The sequence below is a fragment of the Actinoplanes sp. NPDC019969 genome, assembly GCF_055562375.1.
Map to the genome: position 1 here is coordinate 307,493 of NZ_JBVHFK010000013.1, position 12,269 is coordinate 319,761.

General features: G+C 70.7%; 17 protein-coding genes. 9 read left to right on the plus strand and 8 right to left on the minus strand.

Annotated features, from left to right (window positions below):
* Positions 1-113: 113 nt before the first annotated feature.
* A complete protein-coding gene (locus tag ACZ3II_RS34505; RefSeq protein ID WP_465523246.1) occupies positions 114-860 on the minus strand; it encodes an SAM-dependent methyltransferase in 747 nt (248 codons plus the stop codon).
* A 95-nt stretch (positions 861-955) separates the two neighbouring features.
* Between ACZ3II_RS34505 and ACZ3II_RS34510 the strand changes: the two genes are divergently transcribed.
* Positions 956-1,834, plus strand: coding sequence for an alpha/beta hydrolase (locus ACZ3II_RS34510; RefSeq protein ID WP_465523248.1), 879 nt, complete (start codon positions 956-958; stop codon positions 1,832-1,834).
* Here ACZ3II_RS34510 and ACZ3II_RS34515 read toward each other — a convergent pair.
* Positions 1,819-2,502: a hypothetical protein gene (locus ACZ3II_RS34515; RefSeq protein WP_465523250.1), complete on the minus strand. Its 684-nt coding sequence runs from the start codon at positions 2,500-2,502 to the stop codon at positions 1,819-1,821. The two genes, ACZ3II_RS34510 and ACZ3II_RS34515, sit on opposite strands and share 16 nt — an antisense overlap.
* A gap of 113 nt (positions 2,503-2,615) precedes the next feature.
* On the opposite strand from ACZ3II_RS34515, the gene ACZ3II_RS34520 reads away from it, so the two are divergent.
* A complete protein-coding gene (locus tag ACZ3II_RS34520) occupies positions 2,616-3,116 on the plus strand; it encodes an SgcJ/EcaC family oxidoreductase (RefSeq protein ID WP_465523252.1) in 501 nt (166 codons plus the stop codon).
* Here ACZ3II_RS34520 and ACZ3II_RS34525 read toward each other — a convergent pair.
* From ACZ3II_RS34525 to ACZ3II_RS34535, 3 genes are all read right to left on the minus strand, one after another.
* Positions 3,113-3,733: a maleylpyruvate isomerase family mycothiol-dependent enzyme gene (locus ACZ3II_RS34525; RefSeq protein ID WP_465523254.1), complete on the minus strand. Its 621-nt coding sequence runs from the start codon at positions 3,731-3,733 to the stop codon at positions 3,113-3,115. The genes ACZ3II_RS34520 and ACZ3II_RS34525 overlap by 4 nt on opposite strands.
* Positions 3,734-3,847: 114 nt before the next feature.
* Entirely contained in the window at positions 3,848-4,054 is a 207-nt protein-coding gene (locus tag ACZ3II_RS34530) for a hypothetical protein (RefSeq protein WP_465523256.1), read from the minus strand.
* 83 nt (positions 4,055-4,137) lie between these two features.
* Positions 4,138-4,533: an NUDIX hydrolase gene (locus tag ACZ3II_RS34535; protein ID WP_465523258.1), complete on the minus strand. Its 396-nt coding sequence runs from the start codon at positions 4,531-4,533 to the stop codon at positions 4,138-4,140.
* A 22-nt stretch (positions 4,534-4,555) separates the two neighbouring features.
* Between ACZ3II_RS34535 and ACZ3II_RS34540 the strand changes: the two genes are divergently transcribed.
* Positions 4,556-5,104, plus strand: a complete 549-nt coding sequence (locus tag ACZ3II_RS34540; RefSeq protein ID WP_465523260.1) for an alpha/beta fold hydrolase — start codon at positions 4,556-4,558, stop codon at positions 5,102-5,104.
* Here ACZ3II_RS34540 and ACZ3II_RS34545 read toward each other — a convergent pair.
* The gene (locus ACZ3II_RS34545) at positions 5,091-5,537 is read right to left on the minus strand and encodes a PNPOx family protein (RefSeq protein ID WP_465523262.1); all 447 of its coding nucleotides are present in this window, start codon (positions 5,535-5,537) and stop codon (positions 5,091-5,093) included. The genes ACZ3II_RS34540 and ACZ3II_RS34545 overlap by 14 nt on opposite strands.
* Positions 5,538-5,604: 67 nt before the next feature.
* Here ACZ3II_RS34545 and ACZ3II_RS34550 point away from each other — a divergent pair, with 67 nt between their 5' ends.
* From ACZ3II_RS34550 to ACZ3II_RS34560, 3 genes are all read left to right on the plus strand, one after another.
* Positions 5,605-6,708 (plus strand): phospholipase D-like domain-containing protein, encoded by a 1,104-nt coding sequence (locus ACZ3II_RS34550; RefSeq protein ID WP_465523264.1) that lies wholly within the window; start codon positions 5,605-5,607, stop codon positions 6,706-6,708.
* Between the two features lie 108 nt (positions 6,709-6,816).
* The gene (locus tag ACZ3II_RS34555; protein WP_465523266.1) at positions 6,817-7,572 is read left to right on the plus strand and encodes an alpha/beta fold hydrolase; all 756 of its coding nucleotides are present in this window, start codon (positions 6,817-6,819) and stop codon (positions 7,570-7,572) included.
* Between the two features lie 5 nt (positions 7,573-7,577).
* The gene (locus ACZ3II_RS34560) at positions 7,578-8,423 is read left to right on the plus strand and encodes a helix-turn-helix domain-containing protein (RefSeq protein ID WP_465523268.1); all 846 of its coding nucleotides are present in this window, start codon (positions 7,578-7,580) and stop codon (positions 8,421-8,423) included.
* On the opposite strand, the gene ACZ3II_RS34565 is transcribed toward ACZ3II_RS34560, so the two are convergent.
* Positions 8,413-9,756: a DUF1810 domain-containing protein gene (locus tag ACZ3II_RS34565; protein WP_465523270.1), complete on the minus strand. Its 1,344-nt coding sequence runs from the start codon at positions 9,754-9,756 to the stop codon at positions 8,413-8,415. The genes ACZ3II_RS34560 and ACZ3II_RS34565 overlap by 11 nt on opposite strands.
* A gap of 98 nt (positions 9,757-9,854) precedes the next feature.
* Here ACZ3II_RS34565 and ACZ3II_RS34570 point away from each other — a divergent pair, with 98 nt between their 5' ends.
* Both ACZ3II_RS34570 and ACZ3II_RS34575 read left to right on the plus strand, forming a co-directional pair.
* Positions 9,855-10,280, plus strand: a complete 426-nt coding sequence (locus ACZ3II_RS34570) for a hypothetical protein (protein WP_465523272.1) — start codon at positions 9,855-9,857, stop codon at positions 10,278-10,280.
* Positions 10,277-10,516 (plus strand): hypothetical protein, encoded by a 240-nt coding sequence (locus tag ACZ3II_RS34575; protein ID WP_465523274.1) that lies wholly within the window; start codon positions 10,277-10,279, stop codon positions 10,514-10,516. The genes ACZ3II_RS34570 and ACZ3II_RS34575 overlap by 4 nt, the downstream gene beginning before the upstream one ends.
* 3 nt (positions 10,517-10,519) lie before the next feature.
* On the opposite strand, the gene ACZ3II_RS34580 is transcribed toward ACZ3II_RS34575, so the two are convergent.
* Positions 10,520-11,200, minus strand: coding sequence for a hypothetical protein (locus tag ACZ3II_RS34580; RefSeq protein ID WP_465523276.1), 681 nt, complete (start codon positions 11,198-11,200; stop codon positions 10,520-10,522).
* 82 nt (positions 11,201-11,282) lie between these two features.
* On the opposite strand from ACZ3II_RS34580, the gene ACZ3II_RS34585 reads away from it, so the two are divergent.
* Positions 11,283-12,260: a sialidase family protein gene (locus ACZ3II_RS34585; RefSeq protein WP_465523278.1), complete on the plus strand. Its 978-nt coding sequence runs from the start codon at positions 11,283-11,285 to the stop codon at positions 12,258-12,260.
* The last annotated feature ends 9 nt before the right edge of the window (positions 12,261-12,269 follow it).

A 12,269-nucleotide genomic window follows, 5' to 3' on the forward strand; every position in this document is an offset into this window, starting at 1 on the left:
CCGGGTGACACAGTGAAGGGCACCGCGGCTTCACCAACCATCTTGACGAGTACGCGGCCCGGCGCTCCACCCCGACCGCGGTGGTCGTGCTGGAGCCCCGGGACTGAACAGCGTCAGCGCTTCTTCAGGGCAAAGACTCCCCAGCCGAGGTAACGCCGCTGGTAGCGGACGTAACGCAGCGGCGCGGTGTCCAGCTCGGCGCGGAACTCGGCGGCCATCTCGTCGCCGGGGTTCGCGTCGAGCCACTCACGTACGGTGAACCACTGGGCCGCGACGTAGCGATCCCAGCCGTCCTCGTCCGCGAGCACCATCTCCACCAGGTCCCAGCCGAGCCGCCCGAACGACTCCACCAGGCCCGGCAGGTCGGTGAAGTCGTCGCGGGAACCGGCGCCGCTGCCCTCGACCGCCTCCTGATCCGGCGGGTCCTGCCGCCAGAACGGCTCGCCGACCAGGACCAGGCCGCCCGGCCGCAGGCTGCGCTCCAGCAGCGCGAGGGTGCCCGCGACCCCGCCGCCGATCCAGGTGGCGCCGACGCACGCGGCGACGTCGACCGGCGTTTCGGCGACGAACCCGGACGCGTCGCCGTGCACGAACGACACCGACCCGCCGACACCCAGCTCCGACGCCCGGGCACGGGCCGCGGCCAGGAAGACGGTGCTGATGTCGACGCCCGTGCCGGTGACGCCGTGATCCCGGCTCCACGTGCACAGCATCTCCCCGCTGCCGCAGGCCAGATCCAGCACGGACTGTCCCGGGCGAAGCCGGATGGCAGCACCGAGGGTGGCGAGCTGCTGCGGGGTGAACGGGTCGTGGATGCGGTGATCCCGTTCCCGGATGGAGAAGTTACGAGGCAGATCCACACGACTCCTCGGGCCTGAACGAAGCCCGCAATCTAACGGCGACGAGACGATCCTGCGATCGATTTTTGCCGGCGGGCGGCCCTATGATCGGCGCCGTGGCGAGTTGGCAGATGGGTGTGGTGGCGGCGTTCGTCCGGCTGGCCTACCGGCGGCGGTTCCTCAGCGAGGCGGCCGGTTTGCGGACGCTGGCGCGGCCCAAGGGCGCTTCCGCGCCACCGAAGAGCGTGACCCGGGCGTACGAGGTGAGCACCACCCGGGACCACGGCTTCGATCTGCATCGTGTCCGTCCCGGTGCGGACGACACCGGCGTCACCGTGATCTACCTGCACGGCGGCGCGTACACCAGCGAGATCGTCCCGCAGCACTGGTCGCTGATCGCGTGGCTCGCCCGGCGTACCGGGCATGAGATCGCCGTCCCCGTCTACGGCCTCGCGCCCGCCCACCAGGGCCTGGCCGCCCTCGGCTTCGTCACCGCGGTGATCGCCGCCGAGACCGCCCGAGGCCGCCAGGTCTACCTGACCGGCGACTCGGCGGGCGGCGGCCTGGCTCTGGCGGCCGCCCAGGCTTCCGGCGGTGTCGCCGGGGTGACCGCCATCGCGCCCTGGCTGGACCTGTCGATCAGCAACCCCGAAGTCGATCTGATCGAGCCGCACGACCCGTGGCTGAAACGGCCGGGCCTGCGGCCGATCGCCGCCGCCTGGGCCGGGGACGTGCCGTTGCGGGACCCGCGGCTCAGCCCGATCTTCGGCGATCTGAGCGCGCTGCCACCGCTGCAGATCCTGGTCGGCACCCGCGACATCACCGTCGCCGACTGCCGCCTGCTGCGCGACCGGATGCCACCGGAGGTGCCGCTGACCTATCACGAGGAGCCCGGCGCGATCCACGACTATCCGTTGCTGCCGGTCCCGGAGGCCCGTGCCGGCCGGGAGGCCATCGCCGAGCACATTCGCCGGACCACTCAGCCGCCGGTCTGAGCCCGCGCCACCGCGAGCAGACGGGCCAGCTTCCGGTGCGGGAATCTCTTCGGCCCCTGCCGGCGGGTGTAGAGGTCACGGTGGTTCGCGCCGTCCTGGACCGCCCAGTGGCGACCGTCGCCGTCGGTGTGCCAGGTGACGTTCTGGCCGCGCAGATCGGCCTTGACCAGCCAGTCCGCAGAGTTCGGCCAGTAACCGGACCAGCCCTCGGGCCGCAGTGACTCGTAGGCGGCATCGACCTGCGCGGCGGCCGCTTCCACATCGTCGCCGTCGAAGATTGCGGCGAACCGGCAGAGCAGCGCGAGCGCCGGCCCGGGGTGCCGGTCGCCGTCGACGGCCCGGCAGATCGTCTCCAGCTCGAACCAGCGGAACGCGTGCGGATGCCAGTGCGCCAGGTCGTCCCAGCCCAGGGACGCTACCTTGCGCTTGCCGGGCACGGCGATGCCGAGTTCGTGCAGATCGAGTTCCAGGCCGAGGTCGAGGACCAGCCGGTAGCCCTCGCCGACCTCGAAGAACACCTCGACGCCCTCGATGTCCTCGTCGTCGTCGCCCAGGTCGAGCGGCTCGATCCGGCCGGTGAGGTCCCCGAGGCGCTCGTATCCGGCCTCCTCGTCGTAGGCGAACGTGTACCGCGCCCAGAACAACGGGTCGTGCAACGGCAGATCCATCCGACGATCATCCCCTTACGGGTTCCGGGCCCGCGTGTACCCCCGCAGAGGGATACGTGAATACCCCTGTGGAAGGTTTCGGGGGAGTGGTTGGGCTTTCTACGGTTTCGGGCATGAGCCGATACCGCAGAATCGCCGCCCTGGTCGCCACGATCGTCGTTCCGGTCGCCGCGCTCGGCGCCACCGCCGGGTCCGCGTCGGCCGGCTCCGGGCGGGACCGGGATCTCGCCGCCTTGCAGGAGCTGCGGCAACGCCAGGACGCCGCGTGGGCCGCCGCCGACGCCAAGGCGTACGCCGCGGTCTACACCACCGACGCCGACCTGGTCACCTTCAACGGCGACCACATGAGCGGACGCGCCGAGATCGAGGAGGGAATGGGGTATTACTTCGACAAGTACATGCGCGGCACCCGCCTGCTGCAGAAAGACGAGCGGATCCGATTCCCGGAGCCGGATCTGGCCTTCATCGTCCGCACCGGCTGCGTCCTGTGGCCCGGTCAGACCGAGTGCACCGAGGAGAGTCTCTCCGTCAACACGAACGTGGCCGTGAAACGGGACGGCCGCTGGCTCTACACCTCGTTCCAGAACACCCGGATCCGCCCGCTCCGCCCCTAGCCTCCGATCCGGCGGCGCAGCTCCTCCACCCCGTCGCCGGACAGGTCGGCCAAGGCCACGCGGCGGCCGGTCAGCGCCAGCATCACCGCCTCGCCGTCGCCGCTGACCAGGGCGCCGCTGCCCGCGGACCAGCCCAGGTCGGTGGCCTCGAACCGCAGGCCGACCGGCCGCCGCTTCGGCACGAAACCCACCGCCCGCCCACCGACCAGGAAGTCCAGCGTCACCCGGAGCCGGTCCGGTTCGAGCTTGGGCGCCAGACCCAGCGGCCGGCGGATGTCCTGCCCGTGCACCTGAAGGTCGGTGAGCTGCCCCGGATAGCCGACGATCGGCGGCTGGAGAGGATCGTCCGCATGCTCCCGCAACAGCCCGGCCAGTTCACCGGCGGGCCGCTCGGCCATCCGGGCGGCGAGCCGGGCGTTGGCCCTGTGCAGGTTGAAACCGCTGCGCACCAGCAGCTTCAGCAGCGCCGAGCCCGGTGCGGCGATCGCCGCGACCAGGTGGCCGACGACCTCCTGAACGGTCCACGCGTCACACAGGCTGCGGGTCGCGAGCTGCCCGGCGTCCAGGGAGTCGACCAGATCGGCCATCCGGCGGCGCTCGTCACTGATCATCGCCATTACGTCCACATCGGAACGTTATCCCAGCCGGGCCGCTGTCCCGTGCGCCTAGGCCGTGTCTTCAAAGGATCATCGCCTGGTCCAGGACCGCGGTCATGGCCAGGTCGACACAGGTCAACGACAGGCGATCGAGATACGGCTGCCAGCCCTGCCCGGCGTCCATGACCGTCGGCGGATCAGCCGCACCGGCACCGGCATGTCCACGTGTCGTTCCCGCGCCTTCTCCGGCAGTCCCCACGCCTGGTTGAACAGGCGCAGAAACTCCCACACGCCCGCCCGGTCACCCATCCGCACCCGCAGTTCAGCCGCCGCATCGATCACGGGCGCTGGTGGTAGGCGCATTCCGGTACGGTCCGCCGGGTGCTCCCGCCCGTCGCGGCCTGCTGCTTTTGGCTGCTCGTTGCTCAACGGGCGGGGAAGAGGTGGTCGAAGATGAGCTGGTCGACGGGGGAGACGTGCGGGCGGTCGGCGTACGTGAGCCAGGCCAGCTCGGCGATCTCGTTGCACGGGCGGAGGGTGCCGGTGTAGGAGGCCGTGTAACAGGTCATCCGGACCGTCGTGCCGGGTGGGTGACCGTGGGCCTGGGCTTCGAAGACGCCGTACAGGGTGGCGTTCGAGACGGTGACGTCGAGTTCCTCGCGGATCTCGCGGGACAGGGTGTCCAGGTCGGATTCGCCGGGCTCGCGTTTGCCGCCGGGCAGGTAGTAGACGTCCTTGCCGTGGCTGCGGGTGCTCAGGACGGCGCCGTCCTTCAGGTGGATCCAGGCGATCTTGTCGATCAGGGGGCGGCGAAGGGCCATGACGAGAGGGTAGACAGTGGGGATGGCGACGACGCGGCAGGTGCTGTTCGTGCAGGGTGGTGGGGCGGGGACGTACGACGAGTGGGACGGCAGGCTCGTCGACAGTCTGCGGCGGGAACTCGGAGAGGGGTACGAGGTTCGGTACCCGCGCATGCCTGACGAGGACGATCCGAATGCAGCCAGTTGGAGCGCGGCGATCCGGAGCGAGATGGCGCTGCTGGACGACGGGGCGATAGTCGTGGGGCACTCGGTGGGCGGGACGATTCTGGTTGCGACGATCAGCGAACTTGTCCGGGAGAAGCGGCCGGATGCGGCCACCAGCGAAGAAGTGCCGGAGCGACGGTGGGGTGGGATCGTGCTGATCGCGGCGCCGTTCGTGGACGAGCCGGAACTGCCGGCCGGTGTGCCGGTGCATGTGTTTCATGGGCTGGCGGACGAGACGATTCCGCCGGGGGATGCGGAGCGGTACGGGACGGCGATCCCGCACGCGCGGGTGTCGCTGCTGGCGGGGCGTGATCACCAGCTCGGGGACGACCTCGCGGAAGTGGCCCGGGTGATCAGTGAATGGTGAGGTAGAGGACGCGGGCGCCGCCGGTCCAGGCGCGGTGCAGGTCCTCGGGGCGCGGGTTGCCGGCGTCGTCGAAACCGATCTCGTTGAAGTCGGCGAAGTGCTTGTTGTGGCGGGCGATCACGTCGTAGGCCTTGACCACGGACGGCTCGTCGGTCGCGACGCGTACGTCGGCGGAACGGGGCCGGCCCAGGTAGCGGACCTGGATCACGTCGCCGGTGCGGAGATTGCGGGACCAGGCGAACGGCGTACCGATGAGAAGCTCGTGATCGTGCGGGGTGTAGGCGAGAGGCAGGACGTAACGTTTGCCGGTTTTGCGGCCCACCACGTACAGCGTGATCAAACGGCGCCCGACGACGCGGGACAGGCCCGGGACCCACAGCAGCACGCGGACGAACCGGTTCACCAGGCCCTGCATCTTCAACTTCTCGGCCATGAAGTCAACGTATAACACCCGACAGAGGCATCCCGGAGCGTCAGTGGGCGGGCGCACACTGGCCGGCATGGGCATCGACCTGGGAAGTGTCGAGTTCTATGCCGGACCGCCGGTGCTCGGTGGGCCCGATGATCTCGACCGTGTGATCCGTGACTTCATCGCCGGGGCGGCCGAGACGCTGCTGGTGGCCGTGCAGGAGCTCGACTCCCGTACCATCGCTGAATCGATTCTGGCGGCCAAGGGCCGCAAGCTGCGGGTGCAGATGATCCTCGAGGGCGACTATCTGCGGGAGAGCCCGGCGCTCGCCGATCCGTGGGCGGCGACCGGCGAGAACGAGACGAACCGGGTGATCCATGCGGCGCTGCTGCGGGCCGGGGTCGACCTGGTCACCGACCTGAACCCGAAGATCTTCCACCAGAAGTTCATCGTCCGCGATCCCGGCCGGGACACCGCCGCGGTGCTCACCGGCTCGACGAACTTCACCCGCACCGACACCGGCGTCAACCCGCCCGGCAACCCCGATCAGGCCGGCAACAACCTCAACCACTTGGTGATCCTTCGCGGACAGACGGCGGCGAACCTGTACCTGGCGGAGTTCCAGCGGATGCGCACCGGCACGTTCGGCGCGCTCAACGAGCGGGTCACTTCGCGGCCGGCCGAGTTCCGGCTCGGGAAGATCCGGGTCAAGCCGATCTTCGCGCCCTACCACGGGCCGGAGATGGAGATCATGAAGCAGATGCTGAAAGCGCGGGAGCGCGTCGATTTCGCGATGTTCACGTTCGCGCAGTCGTCCGGCATCGACGACACGATGGAATGGCTCCTCAAAGCGGGAATTCCGGTCCGGGGCGTGCTCGATCGCGGGCAGGGTTCGCAGGAATGGGCGGCGACGAAACAGTTGCTGCAGGCGGGTGCGCAGTTGTACGAGAACACGTTCGGCAACGGGGTCCGCAAAGTGCACCACAAGCTGATGATCATCGACCGGCGGCTGGTGGTGGCGGGCAGTTTCAACTTCACCGCGCCGGCGAACACGCTCAACGACGAGAACATCGTCGTGCTCGGCGACCTGGAGGAGACCGATCCGGCGGCCGAGACCGCCCAGCGCAGACTGGCCGCCTTCGCTCTGGCCGAGATCGACCGCATCGTCGCCGACCTCTCCCACCCGATCACCTGAACCCTTTCGTGGTACGGCTTCGGTCGCCTTTCAGAGCCGGCCGGGCCGGGACCTCCGGACGGACATTCGTTCAAGACGGGAGGCGGCGAACCGGGGATCGTCGGCGGCATGTATGTCGTTCACGACGGTCCGGCGGGCGCGCCGCCGATGTTGCTCATTCATGGGACCGGGGCCGCCGGCAGCACCTGGAACCCGGTGATCGCCGGGCTGGCCGCCGATCACCACGTCATCCGGATCGACCTGCCCGGCTGCGGGAGATCACCGGCCGCCGCCGGCTACGACGTGCCCGCACAGGCTCGGCGGGTGGCGGCGGTGCTCGATGATCTCGGGCTGCGGGATGTCGCCGTGGCCGGGCATTCCAGCGGCGGCTACCTCGCCACCGCGCTCACCGAACAGCGGCCGGATCTGGTCGCCTCGTTGACGCTGATCAGTACCGGTCCCGCGCTCGACGCGTTGTCTCCGCAGCCGGCGGTGTTGCGGGTTCTGCTGAGGCCGCCGTTCGGTCCGCTGCTGTGGCGGTTCCGGACCGGCGCGGTGATCCGCCGTGCGCTCGCGGCGACCGCCGCCGGACCGGTCGAACTGCCCGGCGACGTGGTCGCCGATCTGCAGGGGCAGGACTACCGGACGTTCCGGGCGATCGAGGACGGCTATCTCGCGTACCTCACTGAACGCAGCATGCCGGAGCGGCTCGGCGCGCTCGGCGTACCCCTGCTGGTGTTGTTCGGAGACGCCGACCCACGGTGGGACCCGGCGTCGGCGCAGCGCTACCGGACGGTGCCCGGGGCCCGCGTCGAGATGCTGGCCGGTGTCGGGCATCTGCCGATGTTCGAGGCGCCGGGGAGCCTGCTCGACGGCCTAACCTGAATGCCATGGGCGGCTGGGTGTGGTCCGAGGTGGACGTGGTGGTGCCGCGCTCGCCGGGCCGGTTCCCGGGGCTCAGCATGGCCGGGTTCCGCCGCGGTGCCGTCGCCGGCACCGTGGACATCACCATGGTCGCGCACCCCGGCATCACCGTGATCATCGACCTGAGCAGCGACGACGGCATCCTCGTGCGCACGCCGGCCGGCCGGATCCGCGGCAGTTTCGCCGCAGGCCTGGTGCCGGGCGAGTTGACGGCCTCAGCGAACGGTCCCGGTGAGTGCCTGCAGATCCGCCTCGACCCCGCCCTCCTCGGCCCGGAACTCGCCGGGACCGTGGTGCCCCTCGCGGACGTGTGGGGCGGCGACGCCGGACGGGTCGAGGAGCGGCTGCGGGCGACCGCGTCGTGGGAGGAACGGTTCGCGATCGTGACGGACCTGCTCGGGCGGCAAGGGGAGACGCGGCGGCCGGCCGATGCCGAGGTGGCGCGGGCCTGGCGGCGTACCCGGGCGGGTCTCGGCCGGCTGCGCGTCGACGATCTGGCCACGGAGGTCGGCTGGAGCCGGAAACGGCTGTGGTCCCGGTTCCGCGCTCAGCTCGGCATCACGCCGAAACACGCGGCTCGCCTGGTGCGCTTCGATCATGCGGCCCACCTGCTCGCCGCCGGGCGGCCGGCCGCTGCGGTCGCGGCCACGAGCGGTTACGCCGACCAGTCCCACCTGCACCGGGAGATCAGATCCTTCACCGGATCGACTCCGGCAGCCGTCGCCGGCGCCCCCTGGCTGGCTATCGACGACACCGCCTGGCCACGCCGGATCGACCACACCGTGTCGTCCGGGTGCTGCCTCAGCCGTTGAGCAGCTGGTCGGTGCGGGGGTCGGGTCGGCCGTCGAAATACTTGTCGAGGACCTGCTGGAAGACCGGCTCCTCGGGGGCGGCGCGGTGGAACAGCGTCATCGACGAGCGGAGCTTCAGGTCGTCGGGATAGCCGAACAGGCGGTCGGCGCTCGGTGTCGCGGAGGCGGCCACGGCCGCCGCGGACTCGACGAGCCGGGGACCGAGGACCGGATGCGACCGGTAGGCGCGGGCCTCGGCCAGGTCACTGATCGCGTACTGCTGGGCGGTCGGGCTCGACCCCAGGCCCCGCAACTGCGGAAAGACGAACCACATCCAGTGCGTACGCTTCGCGCCGTTCCGGATCTCGGCGAGCGCTGTCTCGTAGACCCCCGCCTGCGCCGAGACGAACCTCTCCAACGGATCAGAAGCAGTCATGGGACGAGAACCCTCTCTCCGGTGAAGTGACCAGAGGACCAGCGTAGTGGCGAGCGCGGCGACCGTGAGGTCATAGCGGCCGCCCAGCCCGACCAGTGCGGCGAGGACCACGAAGAAGGCCACGATCCCGGTGACGACCGACAGCCCGTCGCCGGTTGCCAGCCGGCTGATCAGCACGGCGGCCACGACGGCCGGGCCCAGGGCGAGGGCCGTCCCGACCGGCCAGGGGAGGCCGGTCGACGGGACCGCGTACACGAGGATGAAGTGGGCTGCCGTGCCGGCGAAGGCGATCACACCGAGAAGCCGTGGGCGCGGCCGGCGGCGGGCCGCGATGCGAGGCCGGCGGCGGGGCGCCAGGAAGGCGGCGACGACGAACAGGACGCACAGGCCGGCGGCGGCGAGCAACTGACCGGCCGGGACCCGGGCGAAATCGGCGTGCGTCAGGGGCAGGACGCACAGCAGCGCCAGCCCGGCCAGGACGAGCCCGGGCCGGCCGGTCCATGGCCGGTGCCGGTGGGCCGGGAACAGCCACTCGACGACCAGGGCCGACGAACAGATGCTGACCGCGACGTGGAAGACGGTCAGGTGCGAGGCGATCAGGAGGTTGGTGTGCCAGACCTCGCTGTAGGAGCCGACACCCACGTCCGCCCAATAACGCGGATCGAACCAGTAACGGTCGACCAGCCCCTCCTCATACACCGCGTAGGCGGCGCCGAGCAGGCAGAGCCCCGGCAGCCCGAGCCGGAAGCGGTGCGCGATCTCGCGGCAGAGCAGCGCCCCACAGCCGTAGAGCGCGACGACCACGGGCAGCCGCCACGGCAGGATCAGGTCCAGCGGTGGCGTCGCCGTCGACAGCGTCTCCCCGAAGAAGGGCGCCACCAGCAGCAGAACCAGCGCCGGGGGGATGCGACCGCTCATCGACTTCATGCCTACGAGAAAATCACCGCCGCCCGCACCGCGACTGCTGCCATCGGTCTACAACTTCTATACCTAAGTCGACGAGAGGGTGGTGAGTCGTGGCAGTGCGCAACCATCGGTTCAAGCGGCAGAGCAACAGAATGGGGGTCTTCGTCGGCGTCACCGCCGAGGCGGTGCGGGTGACGGGCCCACCGGACGGGCTCGAAGCCGTCAGCGATCGGCTCTGGCTGGACGCGCGGCGGGTCGTCGAAGGCTTCCGGGGTACGCCGTTGCGGCTCGACGAGGACCAGATCGGCTGGCTGCGGACCGGGCTCCAGCACGTCGCGGCCGACATCGCCCGGGTTGGACCCGAGTCGCACGTCATCGTCGTACTGCACGCTGTGGAGATCTTCGAAGTGGACTACATCGATCAAGCGCTGGCCCCCGCGATCGCCGGGTGGGCCGCCGAGGAGTTCGGGTTCGTGATCCACCGGGCGGAGATCGGTCGCGATGATCGCACCGGCCGGTACATCGTGGCGTGGTGACGCGCACGAAGCCGAGAGTCGAGCGGTGGGACGGCCTGGCATCGCTTGCCTTCCTCGCCGCTGGCGCCCGTGGGCGCACCTGGTCGACGGCGGAGCGCTGCCTCACCGCGGACGGGCACGGCGGCCTTCGTCATCGGTGTGGGGTGGCGGGGGAGAAGGCCGGGCGGGAGCTGGGGGCGCCGTTCCACTCCGCCAGCCCGGACATGCCGGACGACGAGGCCCGCTGGCAGCGGTGAGGGTCAGCACGGGGTCGTGAGGCCGCGCCAGCGTTGGCTGGCCGGGTAGGCGAGGCCGCGGGCTCCGTGCAGGAGGCCGGTGGGGTGCAGGTCGCCGGTGGAGTTGCGGATCGGGTCGAAGGCCAGGGACTCGTCGGTGGCCGGGGGCAGCGGGTCGCCGAGGACGAGACGGCCGAAGGGCTGTGGGCGGTCGCTGCGGATCGCGTACAGAAGAACTGCTGAATGGGGTTTGATCTCGGACAGGGAATCGCCGAGCCGGGTGGCCGGATCGGGGACGGCGGCCAGGTAGAGGCGGCCGGCCGGGGTGCGGTAGGCGGTGACCGTGCCGTAGGTGGCGTCGAACGTGCGGCGCGGCATCGGCACGTGCCGGCCCCAGCGGCCCGGGCCCACCGTGGACAGCAGAAGATCAAGATCACGGCCGGATGCGGGGATGCGGACGGCGAGACCGCGGACGTCCGGGCGGCTGCCGCGGGTGCCGAGACCTTTCGAGAGGCGTACGGTCACCGCGTACTGCCCCGGGCGATCCAGCAGCACCGAGCCCACCGGGTGCGGGCAACCCCAGATGTCCAGCGTGCCGGTCATCGAACGGCCCGCCGGATGCAGCGACCGCCGGTGCCGGGAACGTGCCAGCCGTACCCCGGTAGCCACGGCCAGCCCGGCGCCCGCGATCCACATCAGCCTCATGCGCTCCGCCTTACCCGGCGGACCGGAGGCTAACCGGGGTACCGTTGCCGCCGCTGGTGGAGAACGAGCGAAAGGCGTGCACGTGGCGGAGCCGATCATCGTGGCCCATGCCGAACCGGGTCTTCTGGCGCACTTCCCCGACATCGTCAAGCTCGCCGACGGGCGGCTGCTGGCGACCTGGCGGGAAGGGCCGGGACACGTCGACTCCGACGGCCGGATCCGGGTCACCGACAGCGCCGACGGCGGCCTGACCTGGAGCGAGCCACGCACGGCGGCGGACGGGCCGTTCGACGACCGGGACCCGAAACTCGCGGTGCTGGCCGACGGGACGGTGCTGCTGAGCTTCTTCGTCCTGGAGTGGGGGGCCCGGCCACGGCACACCAGCCACGGGACGTACGTGTGCCGCAGCACCGACGGCGGGCAGAGCTGGACCGAGCCGGCCGCCGTCGGGGACCTGCGGTGGGCGGTGTCGCACGGGGCGGCGGTGCAGCTGCCGGACGGGGACGTGCTGCTGCCGCTGTACGGGCGTCCGAACCGTGACGTGCGGGAACGGGCCGTCATCGTGCGCAGCGGCGACGGCGGGCGGACCTGGGCGACCGAGGACGCGGTGGTGCTCGCCGACGACGACACCGATCTGCAGGAGCCGTCACTCGTCGTGCTCGGTGACGAGGTGGTGGCGCTGATCCGGACGACCGCCGGTCACGCGTACCTCGCAAGGTCCTCCGACGGCGGCCGCAAGTGGAGCGTGCCGCAACCGACGGACATGCCCGCGTCGTCGCATCACGCCCTGGTGCTGGAAAGCGGCGAGGTGCTGGTGACGTACGGTGACCTGGAACCCCGGTTCTCCCAGCATCGGGACACCGTCGGGCGGCTCGTCACCCGGCCCGAGGGCGGCTGGGACGGTTACCCGGACATCCACCTCTACGACTCCGGCCACCCTGACCAGGCGAATCCGTCGAGTGCGGAGGTGGCGCCGGGCCGGTTCCTGACGCTCGGGTTCGACGTGCCGAAAGCAACGGTGATCGGCGTCTTCACCGAGGCCGGCGACTACCGCAGGTGAATGTCGTAC